Below are 26,508 nucleotides of genomic sequence, written 5' to 3' on the forward strand. Positions count from 1 at the left end.
CGCCTGCCGTCGGGCAGGCTGGTGCCATGCGTACTGCTTACAGCGTGGAGACCGTACGGGCCGCCGAGCGGGAGCTGATGGCCCGGCTGCCCGAAGGAGCCCTGATGCAGCGGGCGGCGGCCGGACTGGCCGCCGTGTGCGCGGGGCTGCTCGTACGGGTGTACGGGTCCCGGATCGTGCTGCTCGTAGGGCCCGGCGACAACGGGGGCGACGCGCTCTACGCCGGGGCGCGGCTCGCCCGGCGCGGGGCCGCGGTGACGGCGGTGCCCATGGACCCCGAACGGATGCACCCGGGCGGGCTGGCCGCGCTGCGGGCCGCCGGCGGCCGGGTCGGGGAGACCGTACCGCAGCGGGCGGACCTCGTACTCGACGGGCTGCTCGGGATCGGCGGCCGGGGCGGGCTGCGGCCTGCGGCGGCCGCGCTGGTGGAACGGATCCCGCCGGGGGTCCCGGTGGTGGCCGTGGACCTGCCGAGCGGGGTGGACGCGGACACCGGGGAGGTGGCGGGGCCGGCCGTCACGGCCGACGTCACGGTGACCTTCGGCGCGTACAAGCCGGGGCTGCTGATCGACCCCGGAGCCTCGCGGGCCGGGGTGGTGCGGCTGGTGGACATCGGGCTGGAGCTGCCGTCGCCGCAGGTGGAGGCCTTGCAGCACGCCGACGTCGCGGGGCTGCTGCCGGTGCCGACGGCGTCGAGCGACAAGTACCGGCGGGGCGTGGTCGGGATCGTCGCCGGCTCCGCGCAGTATCCGGGGGCGGCCGTACTGGCCGTGGCCGGAGCGCTGCGGGGCGGTGCGGGTGCGGTGCGGTACGTGGGGCCGGCGGCGGAGGCCGTGCTCGCGCGGTACCCGGAGACGCTGATCGGGCCCGGCCGGGTGCAGGCATGGGTGGTCGGGCCGGGACTGGGGGAGGGGCGCGCCGGGGAGGTCGCGGACCTGCTGGCGGGCGACGTGCCGGTGCTGGTCGATGCGGACGGGCTGCGCGGGCTGGACGCGGAGCTGCTGCGGGCCCGGACGGCCCCGACCCTGCTGACCCCGCACGCGGGGGAGGCGGCGGCGCTGCTCGGGGTGTCGCGGGAGTCGGTGGAGGCGGGGCGGCTGGGGGCGGTGCGGAGGCTGGCGGCCGGGTACGGGGCGGCGGTGCTGCTGAAGGGGTCGACGACGCTGGTCGCCTCCGGCGGGTCCGCCGTCCGGGTGAATCCGACGGGGAGTTCCTGGCTGGCCACGGCGGGGAGCGGGGACGTGCTGTCCGGGCTGGCCGGGTCGCTCCTGGCGGGCGGGCTGTCCGGCGCGGACGCCGGTTCCGTGGCGGCGTACCTCCACGGCCTGGCGGCCCGACTCGCCGGCGGCCCCCTCCTGGCCCACCAACTGGCCGAAGCCCTCCCCACTGCGTGGCGCAACGCCAGCCAGTGACACCGCGGCTCCCGGGGGCCAGCCCCCGGACCCCCGCGCCTCAAACGCCGGCGGGGCTGGAGTGGTGCGGCGAGGCTGACCGGCAGGGCACGGTGGGGGTTCTGAGAGACTGGGGGCGATGAACGAGACACCGACGCGCGTGTACGCCGAGATCGATCTTGACGCCGTACGGGAGAACGTGCGCGCACTGCGCGAGCGGGCGCCCCGGGCCGAGTTGATGGCCGTGGTCAAAGCGAATGCCTACGGGCACGGAGCCCTGGCCTGCGCCCGGGCCGCCCAGGAGGCCGGCGCCACCTGGCTCGGGACCGCCACCCCCGAGGAGGCGCTCGCGCTGCGCGCCGCCGGGATCGAGGGGCGGATCATGTGCTGGCTCTGGACCCCCGGCGGGCCCTGGCGGGAGGCCGTCGAGGCCGACATCGACGTGTCCGTCAGCGGAATGTGGGCCCTCGACGAGGTGCGCGAGGCCGCCCGGGCCGCGGGCCGGACCGCGCGCGTCCAGCTCAAGGCCGACACCGGCCTCGGCCGCAACGGCTGCCAGCCCGCCGACTGGGAGGAGCTGGTCGGGGCGGCCGTCGCAGCCCAGGCCGAGGGGACCGTCCGGGTCACCGGGGTCTGGTCGCACTTCGCCTGCGCCGACGAGCCCGGCCACCCCTCCATCCAGCTCCAGCTCGCCGCCTTCCGCGACATGCTCTCGTACGCCGAGAAGGAGGGCGTCGAGCCCGAGGTCCGGCACATCGCGAACTCGCCGGCCACCCTGACCCTGCCCGAGTCGCACTTCGACCTGGTGCGCTGCGGGCTGGCCGTCTACGGGGTCTCGCCCGCGCCCGAGCTCGGCACCCCGGCCCAGCTGGGCCTGCGGCCCGCGATGACCCTCAGGGCCTCCCTCGCCCTGGTCAAGACGGTCCCCGCCGGGCACGGCGTCAGCTACGGCCACCACTACGTCACCGAGACAGAGACGAACCTGGCGCTGATCCCGGCCGGCTACGCCGACGGCATCCCGCGGCATGCCTCCGGGCGCGGGCCGGTGCTCGTCGCCGGCCGGATCCGCCGGGTGGCCGGGCGCGTCGCCATGGACCAGTTCGTGGTCGACTTGGGTGCGGACCACGCCCGCGTCGGGGACGAAGCCGTCATCTTCGGGGACGCGGAACGCGGTGAACCCACCGCCGAGGACTGGGCACAAGCGGCGGACACGATCGCGTATGAGATCGTCACCCGTATCGGTGGACGTGTGCCCCGGGTGTACCTGGGCGGCTGAGCGAGCGGAGTGAGGGCGGCGGCGTGAGCGAGAACTGGCGCAAGGCCGGCTGGGCCGGCGCCGCCATCGGCGTGATAGCCGCGGGCGCGGCGGCCGGTGTCGCGGTCGAACGGATCACCGTCGGGCGCGGCATGCGCAGGAAGGCGCGCCTCGCACTCGACGCCGCCGGGGACTACGGCGCCCTGCGCGGGACCGAGGGGACCTGCCCGGCCGAGGACGCCACCGAGCTCTACTACGAGGTCGAAGAGCTGCCGGAGGAGGGCAAGCGGCGCCGACTGCGGCGCAAGGCCGCGCCCCCGGCCACGGTCGTCTTCTGCCACGGCTACTGCCTCAGCCAGGACTCCTGGCACTTCCAGCGCGCCGCCCTGCGCGGAATGGTCCGCGCGGTCTACTGGGACCAGCGCAGCCACGGCCGCAGCGCGCGCGGCCTCGCCCAGGCGGACGGCGAGCCGCTGACCATGGAGCAGCTCGGCCGCGACCTGAAGACCGTCATCGACGCCGCCGCTCCGGAGGGCCCGCTGATCCTCGTGGGTCACTCGATGGGCGGAATGACCATCATGGGATTCGCCGAGCAGTTCCCCGACATCGTGCGCGAGCGCGTGGTCGGCGTGGCCCTGGTCGGGACCTCCAGCGGCCGCCTCGACGAGGTGACGTACGGGCTGCCGTCCGTCGGGGTGGGCGCCGTGCGCCGGATCCTGCCGGGCGTGCTCAAGGCGCTCGGCTCGCAGGTGGAGCTGGTGGAGAAGGGCCGGCGGGCCACCGCCGACCTGTTCGCCGGCATGATCAAGATGTATTCGTTCGGCTCCCGTGACGTGGACCCGGGCGTCACGCGCTTCGCGGAGCGGCTCATCGAGGCCACCCCGATCGACGTGGTCGCCGAGTTCTACCCGGCCTTCCAGACCCACGACAAGACGGCCGCGCTCCGGCTGTTCGCGGACATCCCGGTCACCGTCATCGCCGGCGACAAGGACATGATCACCCCGCCCGGGCACAGCGTGGCCATCAAGGAGGCGCTGCCCAGCGCCGACCTCGTGGTCCTGGAGTCCACCGGGCACCTGATGATGCTGGAGCGCCCGGAGACCGTGACGCGGCTGCTCACCGGGCTGCTGGCGCAGACCGGCGCGGTCCCGCTCCCCACACCGACTAACGTTGGCGCGCATGGAAGAAGTACCGCTGGAAGCCCAGCGCAGCCAGGCACCGGCACCTGAGGCCGAGGACAGCACAGAGACCCGGATCACCGTCGGTTCGCCGGACGCGATGCAGGAGTTGGGCCGCAGGATCGCCGCCCTGCTGCGTCCCGGCGACCTCGTCCTGCTGACGGGTGAGCTGGGAGCGGGCAAGACCACGCTGACCCGCGGCCTGGGCGAGGGCCTGGGCGTGCGCGGGGCCGTGACCTCGCCGACCTTCGTGATCGCCCGCGTCCACCCCTCGCTGACCGGCGGGCCCGCGCTGGTGCACGTGGACGCGTACCGCCTGGGCGGCGGGCTGGACGAGATGGAGGACCTGGACCTCGACGTCTCGCTGCCCGAGTCCGTGGTCGTCGTGGAGTGGGGCGACGGCAAGGTGGAGGAGCTCTCCGACGACCGCCTGCACGTGGTGATCGCGCGCGCGGTCGGCCACGAGGAGGTGCTGGACGACGTGCGCGAGGTCTCGGTGCGCGGGGTCGGGGTGCGCTGGACCGCCGGGGCCGGGCTGGACTCCCTGGCCGGTGCACTCTCGGAGTAAACGTACCGACAACTCGTCGGCAAGATATTGCGCTGGTGGCAGCCCTCGTGGTGACATGGTACCGAGAGTTTCTTAGGTATGCCTAAGTTCGGTGTCCCGGGGTCCAGGAGGCAGCCATGTCGGCACCAGCAGGAGCACAGCGCGATCCCCGCCCGTCCGTCGTCTCCATGCGGATGCTGCTCGCCGCCGGAGTGGCCGCCACCGCCGTCTCGACTCCGCCCGCGCCCGAACACGTACCGGGCGGGCCCGAGGACACCGCACGCGAAGAGGCCGCTCCGGAATCCGAAGCGGCCTGAGTCGCACGTACGGGTGAAGCGCGGGCGCTCCGGTCAGGGAACGACGACGACCTTCGAGTTGATCGTCGCGAAGGCCCACATCGCGTCGCCGTCGGCGCGCGTCATGCGGATCCCGCCGGTCTTCTTGGCCGCGTCGGGCGCCGGCGTCGCGCCGTCCAGACGGGCGCTGAAGCCGACCGCCACACCCTCGGCGGTGGCGAACCGCACGACGTGCTCGATCGGCACGCCGTCCGAGCCGGTGACCGAGCCCGAGCGCGAACCGACGAGGTAGCTGCCCGCCTTCGGGTGCACCGTGCTCGGCATCACCGTGAACGACTTCGGCTCCTGCGCGGCGTCGCCCACCAGCCACACCCGCTTCTGGCCCACCGAGTACACGACGCGCGTCCCCGTGCCGGAGCCCTCCGGCACGGGCACCGGCTTCGCCGGGTCCTGCTTGGCGGCGGACTGGCTCGGGGCGGGGGCCGCGGCTTGCGGGGCCGCCTTCGAGGGGCGCGCCGGCGCCGTGGCGGAGGCCTGGTAGCCGAGGAAGCCGACCGCGGCCACTGCCGCGATGGTGAGCCCGGCCACGATTCCCGAGCTGCTGCGTGCCACCTTGCTCCACCTCTCCGCGCTGACCGACACCTCGACCGACAGTTCGGCCGATGGCTCGACCGATACCTCAGTGATCCCTCGGTCGAAAGGTAGCAGCCGCCCTCCTTTCCGACCGGCCGCAAGGGGCGCGGCCGCCGGAGTCGTAGGCTGTTCGCGTGCTCCTGCTCGCTGTAGATACCGCCACGCCCGCCGTCACCGTCGCCCTGCACGACGGCGAGTCCGTCCTCGCCGAGTCGAACCAGGTCGACGCCCGCCGCCACGGGGAGCTGCTGCTGCCCTCCGTGGACCAGGTGCTCGCCGAGGCCGGGCTGAAGCTCGACGCCCTCACCGGCATCGTCGTCGGGGTCGGCCCCGGCCCCTACACCGGGCTGCGCGTGGGCCTCGTCACCGCCACCACCTTCGCCGCCGTGCTGGGCGTGCCCGTGCACGGCCTGTGCACGCTCGACGGCCTCGCGTACGCCGCCGGCACCGCCGGGATCGAGGGCCCCTTCACCGTCGCCACCGACGCGCGGCGCAAGGAGGTCTACTGGGCCCGGTACGAGGACCCGCGCACGCGCGTCGGAGAGCCCGCCGTGGACCGCCCGGCCGACATCGCCGAGCAGGTCGCGGGGGTGCCCGCGGTGGGCCAGGGCGCGCTCCTGTACCCCGAGGTGTTCCCGGACGCGCGCGGCCCCGAGCACCAGTCCGCCGCCGCACTGGCCTCGCTGGCCGCGGAACGACTGGCGGCGGGGGCGCAGTTCCTGCCCCCGACCCCGCTCTACCTGCGCCGGCCCGACGCCCAGGTCCCCAAGAACTACAAGGTGGTCACCCCGCAGTGACCCCGGCGACCCCCCACAGACTGCGCGAGATGCGCTGGTGGGACATCGGACCCGTGCTGGAACTGGAGCACGAGCTGTTCCCCGAGGACGCCTGGTCCGCCGGGATGTTCTGGTCCGAACTCGCCCACGCCCGCGGCCCGCAGGCAACCCGCCGCTACGTCGTGGCCGAGGACGCGTCGGGCCGGCTCGTGGGATACGCCGGGCTGGCCGCCGCCGGCGACCTGGCCGACGTACAGACCATCGCGGCCGCCCGCGACCAGTGGGGGACCGGGCTCGGCGCCCGGCTCCTCACCGACCTGCTGCGGGCCGCCACCGCGTTCGAATGCGCCGAGGTGCTGCTGGAGGTGCGGGTGGACAACACCCGCGCCCAGAAGCTCTACGAGCGCTTCGGCTTCGAGCCCATCGGCTTCCGGCGCGGCTACTACCAGCCCGGCAACGTCGACGCGCTCGTCATGCGACTGACCGACCCCGCACAAGCACGAACTGAGAGCAGTGAGAGCAATGGCTGACGAACCGCTCGTCCTCGGAATCGAGACGTCCTGCGACGAGACCGGCGTCGGCATCGTCCGTGGCACGACCCTGCTCGCGGACGCGATCGCGTCGAGCGTCGACGAGCACGCGCGCTTCGGCGGCGTCGTGCCCGAGGTGGCCTCGCGGGCCCACCTGGAGGCGATGGTCCCCACCATCGAGCGCGCGCTGAAGGAGGCCGGGGTCAGCGCCCGCGACCTCGACGGCATCGCGGTCACGGCCGGGCCGGGCCTCGCGGGGGCGCTGCTGGTGGGCACCTCGGCGGCCAAGGCGTACGCCTACGCGCTGGGCAAGCCGCTCTACGGGGTGAACCACCTGGCCTCGCACATCTGCGTGGACCAGCTGGAGCACGGGCCGCTGCCGGAGCCGACGATGGCGCTGCTGGTGTCCGGCGGGCACTCCTCGCTGCTGCTGGCCCCCGACATCACCTCCGACGTACGGCCGCTCGGCGCGACCATCGACGACGCGGCGGGCGAGGCCTTCGACAAGATCGCGCGCGTGCTGCAGCTGGGCTTCCCCGGCGGTCCGGTCATCGACCGGCTCGCGCGCGAGGGCGACCCGAAGGCGATCCACTTCCCGCGCGGGCTGACCGGGCCGCGCGACGCGGCGTACGACTTCTCCTTCTCCGGGCTGAAGACGGCCGTCGCCCGCTGGATCGAGGCGAAGCGGAACGCGGGCGAGGAGGTGCCGGTGCGCGACGTGGCGGCGTCCTTCCAGGAGGCCGTGGTGGACGTGCTGACGCGCAAGGCGATCCGGGCGTGCAAGGACGAGGGCGTCGACCACCTGATGATCGGCGGCGGTGTGGCCGCCAACTCCCGGCTGCGCTCGCTCGCGCAGGAGCGGTGCGACGACGCGGGGATCGTCCTGCGGGTGCCGCGGCCGAAGCTGTGCACGGACAACGGCGCGATGGTGGCGGCGCTGGGCGCGGAGATGGTCAAGCGGAACCGGGCCCCCTCCGACTGGGACCTGTCGGCGGACTCCTCGCTGCCGGTGACGGACCCGCACGTACCGGGCGTCCAGGGGCACGGGCACGGCCACGGCCACGCCCATGACCACGACCACGTGCACGAGCTGAGCAAGGACAACCTGTACTCATGAGCACCGTCGCGCTGATGTGGGAGGCCCGGGCCGCCGACGGCCGGGGCAACGAACTCCTGGAGTGGGCCCGGGCCCAGGTCCTCGCCCGGGAGCCGGTGCGCCGCGAGGTGTTCCGGGCCCCGCAGGACCGGGTGCTCGTGATCACGTGGTGGGAGGCGGCCGAAGGGGTGTCGGCGGAGCTTCCCGAACTGCCCGAGCCCGCAGCCGACTTGATCACGCGGGCGGTGCACCGCTGGCGGTTCGAGTCGGTGGAGGTCGACGGGGGCTGACGGCTCCCGCCCGGTCCGTGGGTGGTCCCGGGCTGCGGCTATGGTCATGTGCATGCCTCGCCGTGACCTGCCGCCCCTGCCGCCGCCCGCGCACCTGCGCGTCTGGCTGGACGAGGGCAGCGTACGGGCCGACCGTGCGCGTTTCCTGCACGACCTGGCCCATCGCAGCCTGGGCCTCGGGCGGTTGCTGCTGCTCTGGGCCGTCGCGGCCGTCTTCGCCCTCGGCTGGTCCTTCGTCGGCATGGCCCTGGTGGCCTTCGAAGCGGGCGACCCGGTCTCCTTCCTCCTCGGGATCGTCTTCGTCGTCCTGGGCGCCGGAGTGCTGATCCCGGCCGGCTTCTGGTTCGCCTGGGGCGCCCGGCGCGACCGCGAGGTGCGGCGGCTGCTGTCCGCGTGGGCCGAGGCCGGCCGGGACCCGGCCGTCGACCTCCGGATGCGCGCACCCGGCCGGAGCCTGACCTGGCTGCTGGCCTCCTTCGTCCTGGGCGCGGCCGGGCTGTGGGTGACCTTCGGCGTCGCCCTGACGGCGCGCCCGGGCGAGGAGACGTACGGCGAGGTCGCCTACTACATGGGCCTGGGCATGATCCTGTGGATCACCGCCCTCCTGGGCGCGGCCAAGGCGGCCGCCCACTACCGCTGGGCACTGCGCGCCGTCCGCCCGGCCCGCACGGCGTAGCCCGGGAACCGGAGGCTGCCGGCTCCGGCCCGCGGCCGCGCGGGACGTCACTGCCCGGGCATCGCCGCAGGCGGCACGGCGGGACGGCCGATCAGCATGGACGGGGCGCCCGCCACGCGGGTCAGGAAGACCGTCGCGGAGTTCGGGCCCTGCGGTTTGACCTTCCTGCGCAGCTCCTCCGGCTCGATCGCCGAGCCGCGCTTCTTCACGGTCAGGACGCCGACCCCGCGCTCGCGCAGCAGGGCCTTCAGCTTCTTCAGGCCGAAGGGCAGCACGTCGGTGATCTCGTACGCGGTCGCGTACGGGGTCGCGCGCAGCTCGTCGGCGGTGATGTAGGCGATGGTCGGGTCGATGAGCCGGCCGTCCAGCTGTTCGGCGACCTCGGCGACCAGGTGGGCGCGGATGACGGCGCCGTCGGGCTCGTAGAGCCAGCGGCCGACCGGTCCGGCCGGCGGATCGGGCAGCGGATCGGCCGTCCGCAGTCCGCGCGGCCCGGGCAGCAGGGTGGCGCGCACGGTCCCGGGGGCGGTCCCGAACCAGAGCACCGCCTCCTTGACGTCACCGTGGTCGGAGATCCACTCGGCCTCGGCCTCCTCGGGCACGGCCTCGTGCGGGATCCCGGGGGCGATCTTGAGGGCCGCGTACTTCGCCGTACGGGCGGTGGCGACGGCCCAGGACAGCGGCGGCGAGTACGACTCCGGGTCGAAGACCCGGCCGCGCCCCCCGCGCCGGGCCGGGTCGATGAAGACGGCGTCGTAGCCGGAGGTGTCCACCTCGGTCACGTCCGCCTCCCGGACCTCGATCAGGTCCGCCAGCCCCAGCGCCTCGGCATTGGCCCGCGCGACGGCGACGGTCAGCGGGTCGCGGTCCACCGCGAGCACCCGGATGCCGAGCCGGGCCAGGGCGAGGGCGTCGCCGCCGATGCCGCAGCACAGGTCGGCGAGGCTGCGTACGCCGAGGGCCGCGAGCCGCTCCGCCCGGTACGAGGCCACGGACGCGCGGGTGGCCATCTCGCCGCCGCCGGGCGTGAAGTACATCCGGAAGGCGTCCTCGGCGCCGAACTTCGCCACCGCGCGCTGCCGCAGCCGGGCCTGCCCGAGCGCGGCGGAGACCAGCCCGGCGGGGTGCTCGCGGCGCAGCCGGGTGGCCACGGCCAGCTCCTGGGCGGGGTCGTAGTCGCGGAGCGAGTCGAGGAGGGCGCGGCCCTCGGGGGTGAGGAGGGCGGCGAAGTCTTCGGGGGTCACGGGTCCATTGTCGGCGACGGGCCGGAACCGGACGGTGTGGGCCAGTCGAAGGAAGGTGGGACCGCGTTCGCGGTGTCTTCCGGGGGGTCCGTGTGTCGGGTGCCAGGATGCGCAGCTATGCAGCTAGTACGACAAAAAGGAAATAACTCGCAACAGGGTCACCGGTACGCGGCAGGTCCGCGCGGCCGGTTCGGGGTGGCCGTCGCAGCCCTGCTCGTCGCCGCCCTCGGAACGGCCTGCGGATCCGGGGACTCCGGGCCGGACAAGGCCGCGAAGGAGAAGGCCGCCAAGGCGGCCAAGGCCGCCGAGGCGGGCGCCGCGGGTGCGCTCAGCGCCGCCGAGAAGGCCAAGGCGGCCCAGCAGGCGCGCGTCGTCGCGGCGAAGAAGTGGGGCCTGCGCAAGACCCCGCTCGCCGCCCCGCCCGCGCCGAAACAGAAGCCCGAGATCACCACGCGGGACGGCTTCGAAGTGGAGGACCAGGAGGAGTACCCCCACGTCTTCACCACCGTCCCGACCGAGGACAAGGTCGTCTTCCTGACGATCGACGACGGGTCGGAGAAGGATCCCGAGTTCCTGAAGATGATGAAGGAGCTGAAGATCCCGTACACGGCCTTCCTCAGCGACTACGTCGTGCGGGACAACTACCCGTACTTCAAGGAGATGCAGGCCGCGGGCGTCACCCTGAACAACCACACGCTCAACCACCGCTACATGCCGGGCCTGTCGTACGAGCAGCAGCGCGAGGAGATCTGCGGTCAGCAGGACACCATCCAGAAGCAGTTCGGCAAGCGGCCGACCCTCTTCCGGCCGCCGTACGGCAACTACAACCAGGACACGCTGCGCGCGGCGAAGTCCTGCGGCATCAAGGCCGTCCCGCTGTGGAACGCCGAGGCGTTCACGAACCGCATGGACTACCGCGAGTGGGACCGGGACCTGCACCCCGGTGACATCATCCTCACGCACTTCCGCGGCAAGGAGGACTGGAAGGGCACGATGCCTGACATGATCCGTCATGTCATGAAGACCGTCACGGACAAGGGATATGCCGTGGCTCGCCTGGAGGACTATCTGTGAAGCACGCGCGCCGGTTGGTAGCCGGAACGCTGGCGGCCGGCGCGCTCGCGCTGTCCCTGACGGGGTGCGGGGACAGCGCGGACCCCACCGAACGACTGGGCCGCAAGGCGACGCAGACACCGGGGACGCCGGAGTCGAAGCAGCCGGCGGACGCCGGTTCCACCGCTCCGTCGGGGACTCCCTCGGCGCCGGGGTCCGCTTCTGACGAGGCGTACAAGAAGTGGGGCCTGACGGCCCCCCTCTCCTTCGCGCCGAAGCCCGCACAGAAGCCCCAGATACCGAAGGCCGCCCCGGGCAAGGTCCCGGTGGTCGACCGAATACCCGTCCCGGCCGGGGAGAAGACGGTCTTCCTGACCTTCGACGACGGCGCCGAGAAGGACCCCGAGTTCCTGAAGATGGCGGCCGACCTCAAGCTGCCGATCAGCATGTTCCTCACGGACAACGTGGCCGCCTCGGACTACGGGCACTTCGAGAAGCTCCGCGACAACGGCTCGGCGAGCACGATAAACAACCACACGCTGACGCACCCGAACCTCCGGACCCTGCCCTTCGAGGGGCAGAAGAAGGAGATATGCGGCCAGCAGGAGCGTCTGGAGAAGCGCTTCGGCGCGCGCCCGCCGCTCTTCCGCCCGCCCTTCGGCAACTACAACGACGACACCCTCCGGGCCGCCTCGGAGTGCGGTGTCTCGTCCCTGGTCCTGTGGCGGGTGTCGATGCAGATCAACAACTTCCAGTACGCCGAGGGCTCCGCCCTCAAACCGGGCGACATCATCCTGGCCCACTTCCGCGGCCCGTCCGAGCTCAAGGGCACGACGGAAACCCAGATGACGACCCGCATGCTCCAGCGCATCCAGGAACAGGGCTACCGCATAGGCCGCCTGGAGGACTACCTCTAGCCGAGCCGCGGCAACGTACTCCTCGTATCGATCCTGTCAAGCCCCGAATTTCCGCTGCTTTGCTCATGTCCGGTGATGAGTGAATCTCGTTTCAGGCGCACCGCCGTGCACCTGGAAACCTGCGAAATGCTGTCACTCAGGGAGACAAAGCTATGGCTGTGGATGTTCGTAGGCAGATGCCTCGCATAATCGGCGTTTCTTTCGTTGCTGCGCTTCTTGCCGGAACGGCAGGAGCGGCCGGCGCTCACGCGGCCCCTCAGACGGGGAAGGCTGCGCCGAGCGTGGTGCGGCACGCCCACCAGGTGAACCTGGTCCAGGATGACGGTGACGCCGGCCATCGCGGCCACGGCAACGCGAGCATCCCCGGTCTGAACCACGGTTACGGTGACGTCGGCGAGGGCGGCAGCGGTGGGGACCCGCTCATTGGCCTCCCTGGAGGCGAGGGCGGCAGCGGTGGGGACCCGCGCATTGGCCTCCCCGCAGGCGGCAACCCGTCGTCGAACGGGAAGCACGGTGGCCGCTCGTGGAAGGACCTGGTGAAGCCGCACTCGGTCCTGCCCGAGTGGCGGCCCACTGTCCCCGTTTTGGTTGGGTGACCGTCCGCCGAGCCGCAAGGCCGCCCGGGCGAAGCCGCTACCCCACCTCGACTCTGCTGATCGTCGTTTCCGCCGGGCCCCTGGCGTCCGCCTCGCGGCCGCGTTCCGAGCTGTCGCTGATGCGCAGGAGCAGGGCGATCATGATCCAGTTGGCCAGGAGGGAGGAGCCGCCCTTGGCCAGGAAGGGCAGTGCCTTGCCGGTCAGCGGGATCAGGCCGGTCACGCCGCCCGCGACCACGAAGACCTGCAGGGCCAGCGCCGAGGCCAGGCCGACCGCGAGCAGTTTGCCGAAGGGGTCGCGGGCGCCGAGCGCCATCCGCAGCCCGCGCTGCACCAGGAGCGCGTAGAGGATCAGGACGGCCATGACCCCGGCCAGGCCGAGCTCCTCGCCGACCGTGGTCAGGATGAAGTCGCTGCGCCCGGCGAACGCGATCAGCTCGGGGTGGCCCAGGCCCAGGCCCGTGCCGGAGACGCCGCCCGTGCCGAAGCTGAACAGCGCCTGCGCCGACTGGTCCGAGGTGACCCCCGGCGGCCGGTTCTCCCAGTAGTACGACAGCGGGTTGAGCCACGCCGCCACGCGCGCCTTGACGTGCGGCTCGGTCGAGCCGACGACGAAGGCGCCGGCCGAGGCCATGACCAGGCCGCACACGATCCAGCCGGTGCGCTCGGTGGCGACGTACAGCATCACCACGAACACGCCGAAGAAGATCAGCGAGGTGCCCAGGTCGCGCTCGAAGACCAGCACCAGCATCGAGACGATCCACACGGTGACGATGGGCCCGAGCTGGCGCATCGGCGGCAGGCGCAGGCCCAGGAACCGGCGGCCCGTGAGCGCCAGCGAGTCCCGGTGGATGACCAGGTACCCGGCGAAGAAGACCGCGATCATGATCTTCACGAACTCGCCGGGCTGCAGCGAGAAGCCGAAGAGTTTGATCCAGCGCTTCGCGCCGTACGTGTCCGCGCCGAAGAAGGCCGGCGCGATCAGCAGCACCAGCGCGACGGCCATCGTGATGTAGATGAAGCGCTGCAGCAGCCGGTGGTCGCGCAGCAGCGCCAGCACCAGGAGGCAGGCGGCGACCCCCACCACCGTCCACATCAGCTGCCCGGGGGCGTTCGCGTCCGAGTTGTAGCGCTCGATGTAGCCCTGGTCGAGGCGGTGCAGCAGCACCAGCCCGAGGCCCGTCAGCAGCATCGCGAGGGGGAGGATCAGCGGGTCCGCGTAGGCCGCGAAACGGCGTACGCCCAAGTGCCCCACGAGCGACAGCAGGGTCATGCTGATGGTGAAGCCGGCGAGGTTGGGCGGCAGCTCGTCGTTCATGGCGAGGCCCGCGGCGGCGTGGCCGAAGACCGCGATGGCGATGACGAAGGCCAGGAGCAGCGCCTCTGTGCGGCGGCGGGCGCCCGCCGAGGTCAGGGGCTTCAGTCCACGCACGGGATGCCGCCACCGTCCTTGGGGGCGGACGGGGAGGGCGGTGAGGAGGGTGGCGGGGGTGCGTCTTCGCCCGACGCCTCATGTGACGCCGGAGGTGCGGACGCGGCGCCCGGTGCGCCGGGGCTTGCGGAGGCTTTGGGTCCGATCTGCTCGGCAATGAGGCGCTTTATCTTCATATCATCTACGACGTTGATGTCCTCCCCATGGTTCCTTCCCAAGCGTTCGACGGGGAGCGTCGTGAAGTGCACCCGGCCGCCCGACAGGTTCTTCGCCTGCTTCACGAACGCCGGCAGGTCCCAGCCCTCGTCCGTGACCACGTCCTTCTCTGCGGCGTCGACCAGCTTGATCAGCTTCTTCGTCGCGCCCGCGGGTGGTGGAAACCGGCCAGGTTCAGCTCGGCGAAGTGATCGACCGGGACGCCCAGGAAGTTCCGCACCGTCTCGATCTGCGCCCTGCGCCCCGCCTCCCGGCCCTCCCGCTCCAGCTGCCGACCGTCCTCGACCTCCTTCGCGGCGAGCTGCAGCAGGACGTTAGTGTCGCCGGACCTCGACTTCGCGGTGCCTTCCAGAGCCTTGGAGCTGCCGATGCCGGCGGCGAGGTCCCGGTACGCGTACCAGGCGCCGCCGCCCGCCAGGACGGCCGGCGCGCAGCCTGTGACGAGCAGGGTGCGGACGAGCCCCCCGGCGGGACGTGCGGCGGGATCGGGCCTGCCTCGTCTTCCTCCGGTGCGCGCTCATGCCTGTCGATGCCGGCGGAGGCCTGCTGAAGGAATCCTGAGGGCGCGGGCGGAGCGCTACCGGATCGGCACCGCCCAGCCGTCCTGCGCGGCCGCCCGTACGACGACCTCCGCGCGGGCGTACCGCAGGGCGTTGTCCACCAGCTTGGCCAGCGCCCGCTCCAGCCGCGCCGGATCCCCTGACGCCGGTACGGGCGCCCGCGCGTCCAGCCGTACCGCGACCCGGGAGCCGCCCCGGCGGGCCACGTCCTCCGCGGCCAGCAGGGCCAGGTCCACCGGCTCAGCCCGAGACGTCCGCGGCTGCGGCGGGGTCCGCGGTCTCGGCGGTGGCCGTGGAGCCCTCGGCGACGTCCCGACGGCGCCTGCGGCGGTCGAGGGCGTCGCGGGTGGCCGAGGTCAGCGCCCAGGCCGGGAACGCGAAGCCGGTCAGGCCCAGGACCATGGGCGCGAGGGAGGTGCGGAAGTCCGGCCGCACGGCCTTGTCGGCCGACGGGCCGCTGACGAGGGAGGCCACCGGTGCCTTGGGCCGGGTCTCGAAGCGGCCCTCGATCTCGATCCCGCGGATCGTGAACGATCCGTCAGAGGCGGTGAAGGACCCCTTGCAGGTGGCCTGCGGGTCCCCGTCCGAGTCCTCCTCCCACGTGCAGTGCTCCGCGCGGAAGCTGCCCTCCACCCCCGTCAGCTGGGTCACCAGCCGCGGTACGGACAACGCGAACGCGAAGATCCCGAAGGCGAGGCCGATGGCGATCGGGATGGCGTGGTGCCAGCGCACCCCTGAGTTTGTCCTGGTCATGCGGTGGAGAGTAGTGATCTCGAACGTTCGTGCGCCCCGGTTTTCGGGGTTCCGGGCCCCCTCCGCGCAACGCCCGACGGCCGGGAATTGGCACTCCGCTTGACCGAGTGCTAATCGCCGGAATAGTCTCGCACCTGGCACTCACCCCTGGTGAGTGCCAACACAGCGACAGGCAGATCCGGCACCCGCGACGACGGATCGACCTGGTCGCCACCTCAGACAGTTAACCCCGGATCTCCGAAGGGGGAGGTCGGATCGTGACGACCGCCAGCTCCAAGGTTGCCATCAAGCCGCTTGAGGACCGCATTGTGGTCCAGCCGCTCGACGCCGAGCAGACCACGGCCTCCGGCCTGGTCATCCCGGACACCGCGAAGGAGAAGCCCCAGGAGGGCGTCGTCCTCGCGGTGGGCCCGGGTCGCTTCGAGGACGGCCAGCGTCTCCCGCTGGACGTCACCGTCGGCGACATCGTGCTCTACAGCAAGTACGGCGGCACCGAAGTGAAGTACAGCGGCGAGGAGTACCTCGTCCTCTCGGCTCGCGACGTGCTCGCGATCGTCGAGAAGTAATTCTCTTCATCAGTACTGCTTTGAGCTGCGCCCCTGGTCACCCCGCTGATTGCCGGGCGGCGAGGGGCGCAGCTCGTTAAACCCGAGTTTTCGAGAGGGCTGAACCGCTCCCATGGCGAAGATCCTGAAGTTCGACGAGGACGCCCGTCGCGCCCTCGAGCGCGGCGTCAACAAGCTTGCCGACACGGTCAAGGTGACGATCGGCCCCAAGGGCCGCAACGTCGTCATCGACAAGAAGTTCGGCGCCCCCACCATCACCAACGACGGTGTCACCATCGCCCGCGAGGTCGAGCTGGACGACCCGTACGAGAACCTGGGCGCGCAGCTCGTGAAGGAGGTGGCGACCAAGACCAACGACATCGCGGGTGACGGCACCACCACCGCCACCGTGCTGGCCCAGGCGCTGGTCCGCGAGGGTCTGCGCAACGTCGCCGCGGGTGCGTCCCCGGCCGCCCTGAAGAAGGGCATCGACGCCGCGGTCAAGGCCGTCTCCGAGGAGCTCCTCGCGACCGCCCGCCCGATCGAGGACAAGTCCGACATCGCCGCCGTGGCCGCGCTCTCCGCGCAGGACCAGCAGGTCGGCGAGCTCATCGCCGAGGCGATGGACAAGGTCGGCAAGGACGGTGTCATCACCGTTGAGGAGTCCAACACCTTCGGCCTTGAGCTGGAGTTCACCGAGGGCATGGCCTTCGACAAGGGCTACCTCTCCCCGTACATGGTCTCCGACCAGGAGCGTATGGAGGCCGTCCTCGACGACCCGTACATCCTGATCAACCAGGGCAAGATCTCCTCGATCCAGGACCTCCTGCCCCTGCTGGAGAAGGTCATCCAGGCCGGCGGCTCCCGCCCGCTGCTGATCATCGCCGAGGACGTCGAGGGCGAGGCGCTCTCCACCCTCGTCGTCAACAAGATCCGCGGCACCTTCAACGCGGTCGCCGTCAAGGCCCCCGGCTTCGGTGACCGCCGCAAGGCGATGCTCCAGGACATGGCCACCCTCACCGGTGCCACCGTCATCGCCGAGGAGGTCGGCCTCAAGCTCGACCAGGCCGGTCTGGACGTACTGGGCTCCGCCCGCCGCGTGACCATCTCCAAGGACGACACCACCATCGTCGACGGTGGCGGCAGCCACGACGAGGTCGTCGGCCGCGTCAACCAGATCAAGGCCGAGATCGAGTCCACCGACTCGGACTGGGACCGCGAGAAGCTGCAGGAGCGCCTGGCGAAGCTCGCCGGCGGCGTCTGCGTCATCAAGGTCGGCGCCGCCACCGAGGTGGAGCTCAAGGAGAAGAAGCACCGCCTCGAGGACGCCATCTCGGCGACCCGCGCCGCGGTCGAGGAGGGCATCGTCTCCGGCGGTGGCTCCGCGCTCGTCCACGCCGTCAAGGTCCTCGAGGGCAACCTCGGCCTGTCGGGCGACGAGGCCACCGGTGTCGCGGTCGTGCGCCGCGCCGCCGTCGAGCCGCTGCGCTGGATCGCCGAGAACGCCGGTCTCGAGGGTTACGTCATCACCTCGAAGGTCGCCGAGCTCGACAAGGGCCAGGGCTTCAACGCCGCCACCGGCGAGTACGGCGACCTGGTCAAGGCCGGCGTCATCGACCCGGTGAAGGTCACCCGTTCCGCGCTGGAGAACGCCGCCTCCATCGCCTCCCTGCTGCTCACGACCGAGACCCTGGTCGTCGAGAAGCCGGCGGACGACGAGGGCGACGCCGGTCACGGCCACGGTCACGGCCACAGCCACTGATCGCGCACCACGCAGAGAAGGCCCCGTTCCGCAGCCGCGGAGCGGGGCCTTCCGCGTGGTTCGGCTTCGGGCCTCAGGATCCGTAGGGCGATCCGGTCCCGCCCATCTGGCGCTGCAGTACTCCGGGGTTGTAATGCCACCAGCCCTCGACGATCTCTCCGTCCAGGCACCGGAAGGTGGTGGTCCCGGACATCTCGTAGGTCTTCCCGGTCGGTGCGACCCCCATGAACGTCCCCTTGTGGGTGCCGCGCCAGTTCCACACCGTCGTGACCATGTCGCCCTCGGCCACCTGGGCCGTCGGCTCGAAGGTCATGTCGAAGGCCGCGCGCCACGTCTCCATGTCCGACCGCATGGCCTCGCGTCCGATGACGGTGGGTTCCTCCTTGCTGACGTCGTGGTCGATGTAGTTCGCCGCGAAGCAGTCGTCCAGGACGCTCATGTCGCCGCGCATGGCGGCTTCCTGGAACACCCGGTCGACGAGCTGCTTGTTGAGGTGCTCGTCGCGGACCACATCAAGGTTCATGAACTTCGGCATTCCCTCGCAGAGGGCCACCATCTCCTGGAACATTCGGTCTGTCTCCGGGAGCTGAGAGTTCTTCATGGCCTCCTCGTACGAGGCGAACTCCACCATGTCCACGTAGTGGTTCCGGGCCTCGCGGTCCTGGCCGATCATCGTGTGCGTGGCGGTGCGCCTGCCGCTGCTCTGCTCCGCCCAGCGGTCGATGAGCGCGTTCATCTCATCGAACCGCCTGGTCTCGTAATCGATCACCTGTACGAATGTCATCGCGTCGCCTCCCGCTGGAGATGGGACATGTCCAGTTTAGGGAGGGTTCATCCGTTTGGCGGCTTGGTGGCGGGCCGACCGGCCGGTCACGACCGCTATTGGGGCCCGTACTTGCGGCCCGTACGCGAGGACACCCCGCCCAGCAGCCCGCGCGGCGTCAGCTTCACCACGCTCATCAGCGCCTTGTACCGCGGGTCCGGGACCGACACGGTCTTCCCTCGCGCCAGGTCGGCCAGCGCCGCCGCCACCAGCTTGTCGGCGTCCAGCCACATCCAGCCGGGGATGTTGTCCGTGCCCATGCCGGCGCGCTGGTGGAACTCCGTACGGACGAAGCCGGGGCACAGCGCCATCAGCCGCACCCCGGACCCCGCCAGGTCCCGCGCCGCGCCCTGGGTGAACTGCACGACCCAGGCCTTGCTCGCCCCGTACGTGCCGCGCGGCACGAAGGCGGCCACCGAGGCCACGTTGATCACGCCGCCGCGGCCGCGCGAGCGCATCGACCCGGTGGCCGCCGAAGTCAGCCGCAGGACCGCCTCGATGTGCACCTTCAGCATGGTCAGCTCGTCGGCCATGGAGACCTCGAGGTAGCGGCCCTTGTTGCCGAAGCCGGCGTTGTTGACCAGCAGGTCCACCGGGTGCGTACGGTCGCCGAGGCGCTGCTCCACCGCCGCGATGCCCTCCTCCGTGGAGAGGTCGGCGGCCAGCACCTCGGCCTCGATCCCGTGCCGGTCGTGCAGCTCGGTGGCCTGCTCGCCCAGGCGCTTGGTGTCGCGCGCCACCAGCACCAGGTTGTGCCCCTGGGCGGCGAGCCGCCGGGCGAAGGCGGCGCCGATGCCCGCCGTGGATCCCGTAATCAACGCAGTCGTCATAGGCGCAACCTAGCCGCCCCGGGTGACGGTGCTACCGCGCCCCGGCACCGGTCCCGTGCGCCTGCGCGTACCGGCGCACCCGCTCGTGGGCCTCCGGTTCCATCGCCTCACCCGCCGCCAGGGTGCGCGGCAGCAGCGCGCGCTCGGTGGTGAAGGCGCGGAACCACAGCTCCACCGTCACGTCGTGGTCAGGCCGGTGGATGATCTCGACGGGGTCGCCGGGGGAGACCGAGCCTTCCCGGATCACCCGCAGGTACGCGCCCGGCCGGACCACCTGGGTGAACCGCTTGACCCAGCCGGTCTCGCCCATGACCCCCTGGAAGGTCCGGCAGGGGATGCGGGCCGAGGCCACTTCGAGGACGAGCTCCGCCCCGACCCGCCAGCGGTCGCCCAGCCGTGCGGCGTTCAGGTCGATGCCGGAGGTGGTGAAGTTCTCCCCGAAGATCCCGCCGGGCAGTTCGCGGCCCAGCTCGGCCTCCCACCAGTCCAGGTCCTCGCGCGCGTACGCGTAGACGGCCTGGTGGTCGCCGCCGTGGTGGCGCCGGTCGCAGACGGCGTCCCCCTCCAGGCCGCTGCCGAGACCGGTGGCCTTCGAGCCGGGGGTGCGGACGCGGACCGGACCGGGGACGGGGCGCTTGCCGATGCCCGTCACCCCGCCCTCGGCGTCGGTGTAGTCGACGGCCGTGGCACGGCCGAGGTTCACGGAGATCAGTTGCATGGTGCCCATGGGGAACACGCTAGCCGCGAGCCGGACCCAAAGCGTCCCAGAGACATTCGCGCACCAGTCAAAGCAGGCCTTATGCTCGAAGGGTGATCGAGGCACGTCATCTCCGCGTCCTGCGCGCCGTCGCCGGGACCGGTTCCTTCTCCGCCGCCGCCCGCGAGCTCGGCTGCACCCAGCCCGCCGTCTCCCAGCAGATGAAGGCGCTGGAGCACTCGGCCGGCACCCCGCTGCTCATCCGCACCGGGCGCGAGATGCGGCTGACCCAGGCCGGTGAGGCCCTGGTGCGGCACGCCGCGGGGATCCTGGCCGGGCTGACCGCCGCCGAGGAGGAGGTCGCCGCCATCGCCGGGCTGCGCGCCGGCCGGGTCCGGCTCGTCTCCTTCCCCAGCGGCAGCTCCACGCTGGTGCCGACCGCGCTCGCGGCGATGCGCGCCGAGCACCCGGGCACCCGGATCTCGCTGGTCGAGGCGGAGCCGCCGCGCTCGGTGGAGATGCTGCGCGAGGGCGACTGCGACCTGGCGCTGGCCTTCCGCTACGGCGGGGCCGCCGGCTCCGCGGCGGAGTGGGAGGACCTCGTGGTGCGGCCGCTGCTGACGGACCGCCTCGTCGGGCTGGTCCCGGAGGGGCACCGGCTGGCCGGCGCGGAGCGCGTGGGCATGGCGGAGCTGGCCGACGAGCCCTGGATCGCGGGCTGTCCGCGCTGCCGCCGCCATCTGGTGGAGGTGTGCGAGGGCGTGGGCTTCACCCCGCGCATCGACTTCGCCACCGACGACTACCCGGCGGTGGTCGGCCTGGTCGGCGCCGGGCTGGGCGTCGCGGTGCTGCCGGAGCTCGCGGTGGAGTCCGTACGGGCCAAGGGCGTGAGCACGGTCGTCGTGGAGCCGGCGGTCGAGCGGGAGGTCGTGGCGCTGACCCTGCCCGACCTGGCCCGGGTGCCGGCGGTGGCCGCGACCCTGGCCGAGCTGGAGCGGGCCGCCACGCGCTGACGGCCCGCGCGCAACCGGCCGTACGCACACACTCAACCGGGTGCGTACGGCCGAACGCGTGAATTCCGGGCCTGGCGGCGACACGCCCGGGGGTGCAGGTGATCGGAAGAAACGTTCCTTCGGACGTTTCGGCGGACGCTCAGTCCGGAGCGATCGGACCGATCGCACTCGACGCGGGGATCAGACGGTGCCGGGCGCGGCCCATCAGTTCCTCACGTTCGTCCTCGGTCAGACCTCCCCACACTCCGTAGGGCTCGCGGACGGCGAGTGCGTGCGCGGCACATTCCGCGCGGACCGGGCATCGCATGCAGACCTCTTTAGCCGAGGCCTCGCGCGCGCTCCTGGCCGCGCCCCGCTCGCCTTCCGGGTGGAAGAAGAGGGAGCTGTCGACCCCGCGGCAGGCAGCCAGCAGCTGCCAGTCCCAGAGGTCGGCGTTCGGGCCGGGGAGGCGGGAGAAATCTGCCATTGGTAGTCCTCGTTGGTGCCGGTACTGAGGCGGATACGGTCGATGTCTCCAAGGGTCTCCACACCTACTGTCGGAGTAGATGTAAATATGACTCATTGGGAATCTAGCCTCAGACACGTGCCAAACGGAAGGAAAGCCGCCAAATAGGGCATAGCTCCAGATGGAGGACAGGTGGCTTGTGGCGTCGACGCCGTGATCGCTTCCTCACGTAGAGTGCCGAAGGTGTCCGTCCGACCCGTAACTCTTTCGAGTGACCATCGTTGAGAGTGCGAAGGCGGTTGAACCAATAAGTTCTCGGACAGGTGTCCGGGGGCATCGACCGCACAGGTGACGATACGTACCAGCCTGGAGGCTCAAGGTGACGCGCATCAGCAGCTGCGGAGGGCGGTCATGACATCCGTCCTCGTCTGCGACGACTCCCCGCTTGCCCGAGAGGCGCTCCGTCGCGCGGTTGCCACCGTGCCCGGCGTCGAGCGTGTGACGACGGCTGCCAACGGCGAGGAAGTCCTCCGCCGCTGGGGTGCCGACCGCTCCGACCTGATTCTGATGGATGTACGGATGCCGGGGCTCGGCGGCGTGGAGACGGTCCGCCGACTGCTCTCGGCCGACCCCGGTGCCCGCATCATCATGCTGACGGTCGCCGAGGACCTGGACGGGGTGGCCCTCGCGGTCGCCGCCGGCGCCCGCGGTTACCTGCACAAGGACGCCTCGCGCGCCGAACTGCGGGCCACGGTCACCCAGGCCCTCGCCGACCCCACCTGGCGACTGGCCCCGCGCCGGCTCCGCTCGGCCGAGATGGGCGCCGCGCCCACGCTCACCGCGCGAGAGATCCAGGTGCTGGAGGGCATGAGCCACGGCCGGTCCAACGCGGAGATCGGGCGCGAGCTCTTCCTCTCCGAGGACACGGTCAAGACGCACGCCCGCAGGCTGTTCAAGAAGCTCGGCGCCTCGGACCGGGCGCACGCCGTGGCACTCGGATTCCGCTGGGGTCTGGTCCGCTGACCCGCTGGTCGTGACCGGGCCCGGCCCGGTCCGCCGCAGACCGCGGACCGTCGAGAGCGGTCCCGTCCGCCACGGGCGGACGGGGCGGCGCGCCGCCCTCGTTTTCCGTGCAGCCCTGTCCCGCCGTACCCGGTGCGCACCCGGGGGTTGGCGGGGCACAATCCGGGGGACGTCTCGCTTCGTGCGCGATGCCGCATCCTTGAGGGTGTGGAGTCTCTCGGAGACGATTCGGCCGAGCGGGAGGGGAGGGCGCAGATGACGAGTTCAGGCGCACCCGCTCATAACGCTTCTATGCACAACAAGGGCCACGGTGCCGCGGATGCTCCGGCGCCAAGGCACCATGGATTGATGCGCGACGACGAGGCCCTGGGGTCACCCGCGGCCACAGGCCCCACCGGCGCCGCCAAAGGCGGCAGTGCCGGGGGTGTCAGCGCGCTCGTACGCAGGGCGGTCGAGGGCGACGAACAGGCCACGCACGACCTGCTCGCCTTCGTGCACCCCCTCGCCATCCGCTACTGCCGCACCCGGCTGTCGCGGCTCCCGGGTGATGCTCGTCACTTCGTGGAGGACCTGGCGCAGGAGGTCTGCGTCGCCGTCCTGATGGCCCTGCCGCGCTACCGGGACACCGGGCGGCCCTTCGAGGCCTTCGTCTTCGCCATCGCCGCGCACAAGGTCGCCGACCTGCAGCGGGCCGCCATGCGGCACCCGGGCAGCACGGCCGTGCCCTCCGACGAGATGCCGGAACGGCCCGACGACTCGCTGGGTCCGGAGGAGCGGGCGCTGCTCAGCAGCGACGCCGCCTGGGCCAAGAAGCTGCTGGCCAACCTTCCGGAGAACCAGCGCGAGCTCCTCGTCCTGCGGGTGGCCGTCGGGCTGACCGCGGAGGAGACCGGGCAGATGCTCGGGATGTCCCCCGGAGCCGTGCGCGTGGCACAGCACCGGGCGCTCAGCCGGCTGCGTGCGCTCGCCGAGCAGTAGGAACAGTCGTAGGAAGCGACGAAACTTCTGCTTGACCTTGGTCGTGGAATGAGACGCGTCGGGATCCCGTTAGCATGGACATCCGCGCTGAGCAAGACCATTTGGGAAGGTGTCATGACCGCCGACGGAGTGCCCGACAAATTCGCCACGCTCGGACTGACCTACGACGACGTGCTGCTGCTGCCGGGCGCGTCGGACATGTCGCCTGATGCGATCGACACCTCTTCCCTCATCTCGCGGAACGTCCGTGTGAACGTTCCCCTGCTGTCCGCGGCCATGGACAAGGTCACCGAGGCCCGGATGGCCATCGCGATGGCCCGCCAGGGCGGCGTCGGCGTGCTGCACCGCAACCTCTCCATCGCCGACCAGGCCAACCAGGTCGACCTGGTCAAGCGCTCCGAGTCCGGCATGGTCACCGACCCGATCACGGTGCACCCGGACGCGACCCTGCGCGAGGCCGACGAGCTCTGCGCGAAGTTCCGCATCTCCGGCGTCCCCGTCACCGACGCCGCGGGCAAGCTCCTCGGCATCGTCACCAACCGCGACATGGCCTTCGAGTCGGACCGCAGCCGCCAGGTGCGCGAGGTCATGACCCCGATGCCGCTGGTCACGGGCAAGGTCGGCATCTCCGGCGTGGACGCCATGGAGCTGCTGCGCCGCCACAAGATCGAGAAGCTTCCGCTGGTCGACGACGCGGGCATCCTCAAGGGCCTCATCACGGTCAAGGACTTCGTCAAGGCCGAGAAGTACCCGAACGCCGCCAAGGACAAGGACGGCCGGCTGCTCGTCGGCGCGGCCGTCGGCGTCGCCGGCGACGCGTACGAGCGCGCCCAGGCCCTGATCGAGGCGGGCGCCGACTTCATCGTCGTCGACACCGCCCACGGCCACTCCCGCCTGGTCGGCGACATGGTCGCCAAGATCAAGTCGAACTCCACCGTCGACGTCATCGGCGGCAACGTCGCCACGCGTGACGGCGCCCAGGCGCTCATCGACGCCGGCTGCGACGGCATCAAGGTCGGCGTCGGCCCCGGTTCCATCTGCACCACCCGCGTCGTCGCCGGCATCGGCGTCCCGCAGGTCACCGCGATCTACGAGGCCTCGCTCGCCGCCAAGGCGGCCGGCGTCCCGGTCATCGGCGACGGCGGCCTGCAGTACTCCGGCGACATCGCCAAGGCCCTGGTCGCGGGCGCCGACACGGTGATGCTCGGTTCGCTGCTCGCGGGCTGCGAGGAGTCCCCGGGCGAGCTGCTCTTCATCAACGGCAAGCAGTTCAAGTCCTACCGCGGCATGGGCTCGCTCGGCGCGATGCAGTCCCGCGGCGACCAGCGCTCCTTCTCCAAGGACCGCTACTTCCAGGAGGGCGTGGGCGGCGACGACAAGCTCATCCCCGAGGGCATCGAGGGCCAGGTCCCGTACCGCGGCCCGCTCTCCGCGGTCGTGCACCAGCTCGTCGGCGGCCTGCGCCAGTCCATGTTCTACGTCGGCGGCCGCACGGTCCCCGAGCTGCAGGACCGGGGCCGCTTCGTCCGGATCACCTCGGCGGGGCTCAAGGAGAGCCACCCGCACGACATCCAGATGACGGTGGAAGCGCCGAACTACTCCCGCAAGGGGTAGCAGCCGATTCAGAGGGGCGGGCCCGGGCGACCGGGGCCCGCCCCTTCGGCGTGGGGGGCCGGTCGTCCGTACAGCGGTCACCGGAACGCGGCCCCCCGGGGTTCGGGGATACTGGACGGGCAGACCCAGAGGAAAGGCCACCACACGTGACTGAGATCGAGATCGGGCGCGGCAAGCGCGGCCGCCGGGCGTACGCGTTCGATGACATCGCCATCGTCCCCAGCCGTCGTACCCGGGACCCGAAGGAGGTCTCGATCGCCTGGCAGATCGACGCCTACCGCTTCGAGCTGCCCTTCCTGGCCGCCCCCATGGACTCGGTCGTCTCCCCGCAGACCGCGATCCGCATCGGCGAGCTCGGCGGCCTCGGCGTGCTGAACCTCGAAGGCCTGTGGACCCGGTACGAGGACCCGCAGCCGCTGCTCGACGAGATCACCGAGCTCGACGAGGACGCCGCCACGCGCCGCCTCCAGGAGATCTACTCCGCGCCGATCCAGGCGGACCTGATCCGGCAGCGCATCAAGGAGGTGCGCGACTCCGGTGTCGTCACCGCCGCCGCGCTCTCCCCGCAGCGCACCGCCGAGTTCTCCAAGGCCGTCGTCGACGCGGGCGTGGACATCTTCGTGATCCGCGGCACCACCGTGTCGGCCGAGCACGTCTCGGGCGCCGCCGAGCCGCTGAACCTCAAGCAGTTCATCTACGAGCTCGACGTCCCCGTCATCGTGGGCGGCTGCGCCACCTACACGGCGGCCCTGCACCTGATGCGCACCGGCGCCGCGGGCGTCCTGGTCGGCTTCGGCGGCGGCGCCGCGCACACCACGCGCAACGTGCTCGGCATCCAGGTCCCGATGGCGACCGCCGTCGCGGACGTGGCCGCGGCCCGCCGCGACTACATGGACGAGTCCGGCGGCCGCTACGTGCACGTCATCGCCGACGGCGGCGTGGGCTGGTCGGGCGACATCCCGAAGGCCGTCGCCTGCGGCGCGGACGCCGTGATGATGGGCTCCCCGCTGGCCCGTGCCACCGACGCGCCCGGCAAGGGCAACCACTGGGGCATGGAGGCCGTGCACGAGGACGTGCCGCGCGGCAAGAAGGTCGACCTGGGCACCGTCGGCACCACCGAGGAGATCCTCACCGGTCCCTCGCACACCCCGGACGGCTCGATGAACATCTTCGGCGCCCTGCGCCGCTCGATGGCCACCACCGGCTACAGCGAGCTCAAGGAGTTCCAGCGGGTCGAGGTCACGATCGCGGACTCGCAGCACAGCCGCTGACCGCTCCGCCCGTACGCCGGAGGGCCGGCACCCCGTGGGGGTGCCGGCCCTCCGGCGTTATGCGGTGC

At 71.8% G+C, this 26,508-nt stretch carries 30 protein-coding genes; 19 read left to right on the forward strand and 11 right to left on the reverse strand.

Annotated elements, in window-relative coordinates:
• Positions 1 to 26: 26 nt before the first annotated feature.
• The 5 genes from OG472_RS26845 to OG472_RS26865 all read left to right on the forward strand — a co-directional run bounded on the left by OG472_RS26845 (position 27) and on the right by OG472_RS26865 (position 4,688).
• Positions 27 to 1,412 carry an NAD(P)H-hydrate dehydratase gene (locus OG472_RS26845; RefSeq protein ID WP_405942138.1) on the forward strand — a complete coding sequence of 462 codons (1,386 nt, stop codon included), beginning with the start codon at positions 27 to 29 and terminating at the stop codon, positions 1,410 to 1,412.
• Between the two features lie 118 nt (positions 1,413 to 1,530).
• The gene (alr, locus tag OG472_RS26850) at positions 1,531 to 2,667 is read left to right on the forward strand and encodes an alanine racemase (protein WP_405942139.1); all 1,137 of its coding nucleotides are present in this window, start codon (positions 1,531 to 1,533) and stop codon (positions 2,665 to 2,667) included.
• Positions 2,664 to 3,875: an alpha/beta fold hydrolase gene (locus tag OG472_RS26855; RefSeq protein ID WP_405943211.1), complete on the forward strand. Its 1,212-nt coding sequence runs from the start codon at positions 2,664 to 2,666 to the stop codon at positions 3,873 to 3,875. Before alr ends, OG472_RS26855 begins: the two co-directional genes overlap by 4 nt.
• A complete protein-coding gene (tsaE, locus tag OG472_RS26860; protein ID WP_401607354.1) occupies positions 3,826 to 4,392 on the forward strand; it encodes a tRNA (adenosine(37)-N6)-threonylcarbamoyltransferase complex ATPase subunit type 1 TsaE in 567 nt (188 codons plus the stop codon). The genes OG472_RS26855 and tsaE overlap by 50 nt, the downstream gene beginning before the upstream one ends.
• Before the next feature lie 116 nt (positions 4,393 to 4,508).
• On the forward strand, positions 4,509 to 4,688 hold the full coding sequence (locus tag OG472_RS26865; protein WP_405942140.1) for a hypothetical protein: 180 nt from the start codon (positions 4,509 to 4,511) through the stop codon (positions 4,686 to 4,688).
• 33 nt (positions 4,689 to 4,721) lie between these two features.
• Here OG472_RS26865 and OG472_RS26870 read toward each other — a convergent pair whose 3' ends face one another.
• Positions 4,722 to 5,279, reverse strand: a complete 558-nt coding sequence (locus OG472_RS26870; protein WP_405831612.1) for a hypothetical protein — start codon at positions 5,277 to 5,279, stop codon at positions 4,722 to 4,724.
• 155 nt (positions 5,280 to 5,434) lie between these two features.
• On the opposite strand from OG472_RS26870, the gene tsaB reads away from it, so the two are divergent.
• Genes tsaB through OG472_RS26895 form a run of 5 tightly spaced genes read left to right on the forward strand, consistent with a single transcriptional unit; the run spans position 5,435 to position 8,668 of the window.
• Positions 5,435 to 6,097, forward strand: coding sequence for a tRNA (adenosine(37)-N6)-threonylcarbamoyltransferase complex dimerization subunit type 1 TsaB (gene tsaB / locus OG472_RS26875; protein ID WP_383577445.1), 663 nt, complete (start codon positions 5,435 to 5,437; stop codon positions 6,095 to 6,097).
• A gap of 29 nt (positions 6,098 to 6,126) precedes the next feature.
• Positions 6,127 to 6,606, forward strand: coding sequence for a ribosomal protein S18-alanine N-acetyltransferase (rimI, locus tag OG472_RS26880; protein WP_030710386.1), 480 nt, complete (start codon positions 6,127 to 6,129; stop codon positions 6,604 to 6,606).
• Entirely contained in the window at positions 6,599 to 7,723 is a 1,125-nt protein-coding gene (tsaD, locus tag OG472_RS26885) for a tRNA (adenosine(37)-N6)-threonylcarbamoyltransferase complex transferase subunit TsaD (RefSeq protein ID WP_405831614.1), read from the forward strand. Before rimI ends, tsaD begins: the two co-directional genes overlap by 8 nt.
• Positions 7,720 to 7,992 (forward strand): hypothetical protein, encoded by a 273-nt coding sequence (locus OG472_RS26890; protein ID WP_319727499.1) that lies wholly within the window; start codon positions 7,720 to 7,722, stop codon positions 7,990 to 7,992. The genes tsaD and OG472_RS26890 overlap by 4 nt, the downstream gene beginning before the upstream one ends.
• Before the next feature lie 52 nt (positions 7,993 to 8,044).
• Positions 8,045 to 8,668, forward strand: a complete 624-nt coding sequence (locus tag OG472_RS26895) for a hypothetical protein (RefSeq protein WP_401607345.1) — start codon at positions 8,045 to 8,047, stop codon at positions 8,666 to 8,668.
• 47 nt (positions 8,669 to 8,715) lie between these two features.
• Here the strand turns inward: OG472_RS26895 and OG472_RS26900 are convergent, their stop codons facing one another.
• A complete protein-coding gene (locus OG472_RS26900; RefSeq protein WP_405831616.1) occupies positions 8,716 to 9,912 on the reverse strand; it encodes a THUMP-like domain-containing protein in 1,197 nt (398 codons plus the stop codon).
• 117 nt (positions 9,913 to 10,029) lie between these two features.
• Between OG472_RS26900 and OG472_RS26905 the strand changes: the two genes are divergently transcribed.
• Positions 10,030 to 10,986, forward strand: a complete 957-nt coding sequence (locus OG472_RS26905; RefSeq protein ID WP_401607342.1) for a polysaccharide deacetylase family protein — start codon at positions 10,030 to 10,032, stop codon at positions 10,984 to 10,986.
• Complete coding sequence (locus OG472_RS26910; RefSeq protein WP_401607339.1) at positions 10,983 to 11,882, forward strand: polysaccharide deacetylase family protein; 900 nt, start codon at positions 10,983 to 10,985, stop codon at positions 11,880 to 11,882. The genes OG472_RS26905 and OG472_RS26910 overlap by 4 nt, the downstream gene beginning before the upstream one ends.
• On the opposite strand, the gene OG472_RS26915 is transcribed toward OG472_RS26910, so the two are convergent.
• From OG472_RS26915 to OG472_RS26935, 5 genes are all read right to left on the reverse strand, one after another.
• Positions 11,879 to 12,229 carry a hypothetical protein gene (locus OG472_RS26915; RefSeq protein WP_405942141.1) on the reverse strand — a complete coding sequence of 117 codons (351 nt, stop codon included), beginning with the start codon at positions 12,227 to 12,229 and terminating at the stop codon, positions 11,879 to 11,881. The two genes, OG472_RS26910 and OG472_RS26915, sit on opposite strands and share 4 nt — an antisense overlap.
• A 286-nt stretch (positions 12,230 to 12,515) precedes the next feature.
• Positions 12,516 to 13,910 carry an FtsW/RodA/SpoVE family cell cycle protein gene (locus tag OG472_RS26920; protein ID WP_405942142.1) on the reverse strand — a complete coding sequence of 465 codons (1,395 nt, stop codon included), beginning with the start codon at positions 13,908 to 13,910 and terminating at the stop codon, positions 12,516 to 12,518.
• Entirely contained in the window at positions 13,898 to 14,227 is a 330-nt protein-coding gene (locus OG472_RS26925; RefSeq protein ID WP_401607332.1) for a hypothetical protein, read from the reverse strand. Before OG472_RS26925 ends, OG472_RS26920 begins: the two co-directional genes overlap by 13 nt.
• Before the next feature lie 476 nt (positions 14,228 to 14,703).
• The gene (locus OG472_RS26930) at positions 14,704 to 14,922 is read right to left on the reverse strand and encodes a hypothetical protein (protein ID WP_405942143.1); all 219 of its coding nucleotides are present in this window, start codon (positions 14,920 to 14,922) and stop codon (positions 14,704 to 14,706) included.
• A gap of 4 nt (positions 14,923 to 14,926) precedes the next feature.
• Positions 14,927 to 15,439, reverse strand: coding sequence for a hypothetical protein (locus tag OG472_RS26935; RefSeq protein ID WP_405942144.1), 513 nt, complete (start codon positions 15,437 to 15,439; stop codon positions 14,927 to 14,929).
• Between the two features lie 257 nt (positions 15,440 to 15,696).
• Between OG472_RS26935 and groES the strand changes: the two genes are divergently transcribed.
• Positions 15,697 to 16,005: a co-chaperone GroES gene (gene groES, locus OG472_RS26940; RefSeq protein ID WP_030011064.1), complete on the forward strand. Its 309-nt coding sequence runs from the start codon at positions 15,697 to 15,699 to the stop codon at positions 16,003 to 16,005.
• A gap of 112 nt (positions 16,006 to 16,117) precedes the next feature.
• Positions 16,118 to 17,746 carry a chaperonin GroEL gene (groL, locus tag OG472_RS26945; RefSeq protein WP_401607325.1) on the forward strand — a complete coding sequence of 543 codons (1,629 nt, stop codon included), beginning with the start codon at positions 16,118 to 16,120 and terminating at the stop codon, positions 17,744 to 17,746.
• A 73-nt stretch (positions 17,747 to 17,819) separates the two neighbouring features.
• Here groL and OG472_RS26950 read toward each other — a convergent pair whose 3' ends face one another.
• The 3 genes from OG472_RS26950 to OG472_RS26960 all read right to left on the reverse strand — a co-directional run bounded on the left by OG472_RS26950 (position 17,820) and on the right by OG472_RS26960 (position 20,117).
• Positions 17,820 to 18,530: an ester cyclase gene (locus OG472_RS26950; protein WP_401607322.1), complete on the reverse strand. Its 711-nt coding sequence runs from the start codon at positions 18,528 to 18,530 to the stop codon at positions 17,820 to 17,822.
• 95 nt (positions 18,531 to 18,625) lie between these two features.
• A complete protein-coding gene (locus OG472_RS26955; protein WP_401607320.1) occupies positions 18,626 to 19,399 on the reverse strand; it encodes an SDR family NAD(P)-dependent oxidoreductase in 774 nt (257 codons plus the stop codon).
• A 31-nt stretch (positions 19,400 to 19,430) separates the two neighbouring features.
• Positions 19,431 to 20,117, reverse strand: coding sequence for an MOSC domain-containing protein (locus OG472_RS26960; protein WP_401607877.1), 687 nt, complete (start codon positions 20,115 to 20,117; stop codon positions 19,431 to 19,433).
• A gap of 92 nt (positions 20,118 to 20,209) precedes the next feature.
• Here OG472_RS26960 and OG472_RS26965 point away from each other — a divergent pair, with 92 nt between their 5' ends.
• Positions 20,210 to 21,109, forward strand: coding sequence for a LysR family transcriptional regulator (locus tag OG472_RS26965; protein WP_405831628.1), 900 nt, complete (start codon positions 20,210 to 20,212; stop codon positions 21,107 to 21,109).
• A 139-nt stretch (positions 21,110 to 21,248) separates the two neighbouring features.
• Here OG472_RS26965 and OG472_RS26970 read toward each other — a convergent pair whose 3' ends face one another.
• Entirely contained in the window at positions 21,249 to 21,575 is a 327-nt protein-coding gene (locus OG472_RS26970; RefSeq protein ID WP_030710411.1) for a WhiB family transcriptional regulator, read from the reverse strand.
• Between the two features lie 390 nt (positions 21,576 to 21,965).
• Between OG472_RS26970 and OG472_RS26975 the strand changes: the two genes are divergently transcribed.
• From OG472_RS26975 to OG472_RS26990, 4 genes are all read left to right on the forward strand, one after another.
• Positions 21,966 to 22,577, forward strand: a complete 612-nt coding sequence (locus OG472_RS26975; RefSeq protein WP_003948568.1) for a response regulator transcription factor — start codon at positions 21,966 to 21,968, stop codon at positions 22,575 to 22,577.
• A 348-nt stretch (positions 22,578 to 22,925) separates the two neighbouring features.
• Positions 22,926 to 23,555, forward strand: coding sequence for a sigma-70 family RNA polymerase sigma factor (locus OG472_RS26980; protein ID WP_030389108.1), 630 nt, complete (start codon positions 22,926 to 22,928; stop codon positions 23,553 to 23,555).
• Between the two features lie 114 nt (positions 23,556 to 23,669).
• Positions 23,670 to 25,169, forward strand: coding sequence for an IMP dehydrogenase (guaB, locus tag OG472_RS26985; protein ID WP_401607315.1), 1,500 nt, complete (start codon positions 23,670 to 23,672; stop codon positions 25,167 to 25,169).
• A 146-nt stretch (positions 25,170 to 25,315) separates the two neighbouring features.
• Positions 25,316 to 26,440 carry a GuaB3 family IMP dehydrogenase-related protein gene (locus OG472_RS26990; RefSeq protein WP_189733282.1) on the forward strand — a complete coding sequence of 375 codons (1,125 nt, stop codon included), beginning with the start codon at positions 25,316 to 25,318 and terminating at the stop codon, positions 26,438 to 26,440.
• The last annotated feature ends 68 nt before the right edge of the window (positions 26,441 to 26,508 follow it).

Source organism: Streptomyces sp. NBC_00207 (assembly GCF_045160965.1).
Lineage (GTDB): Bacteria > Actinomycetota > Actinomycetes > Streptomycetales > Streptomycetaceae > Streptomyces.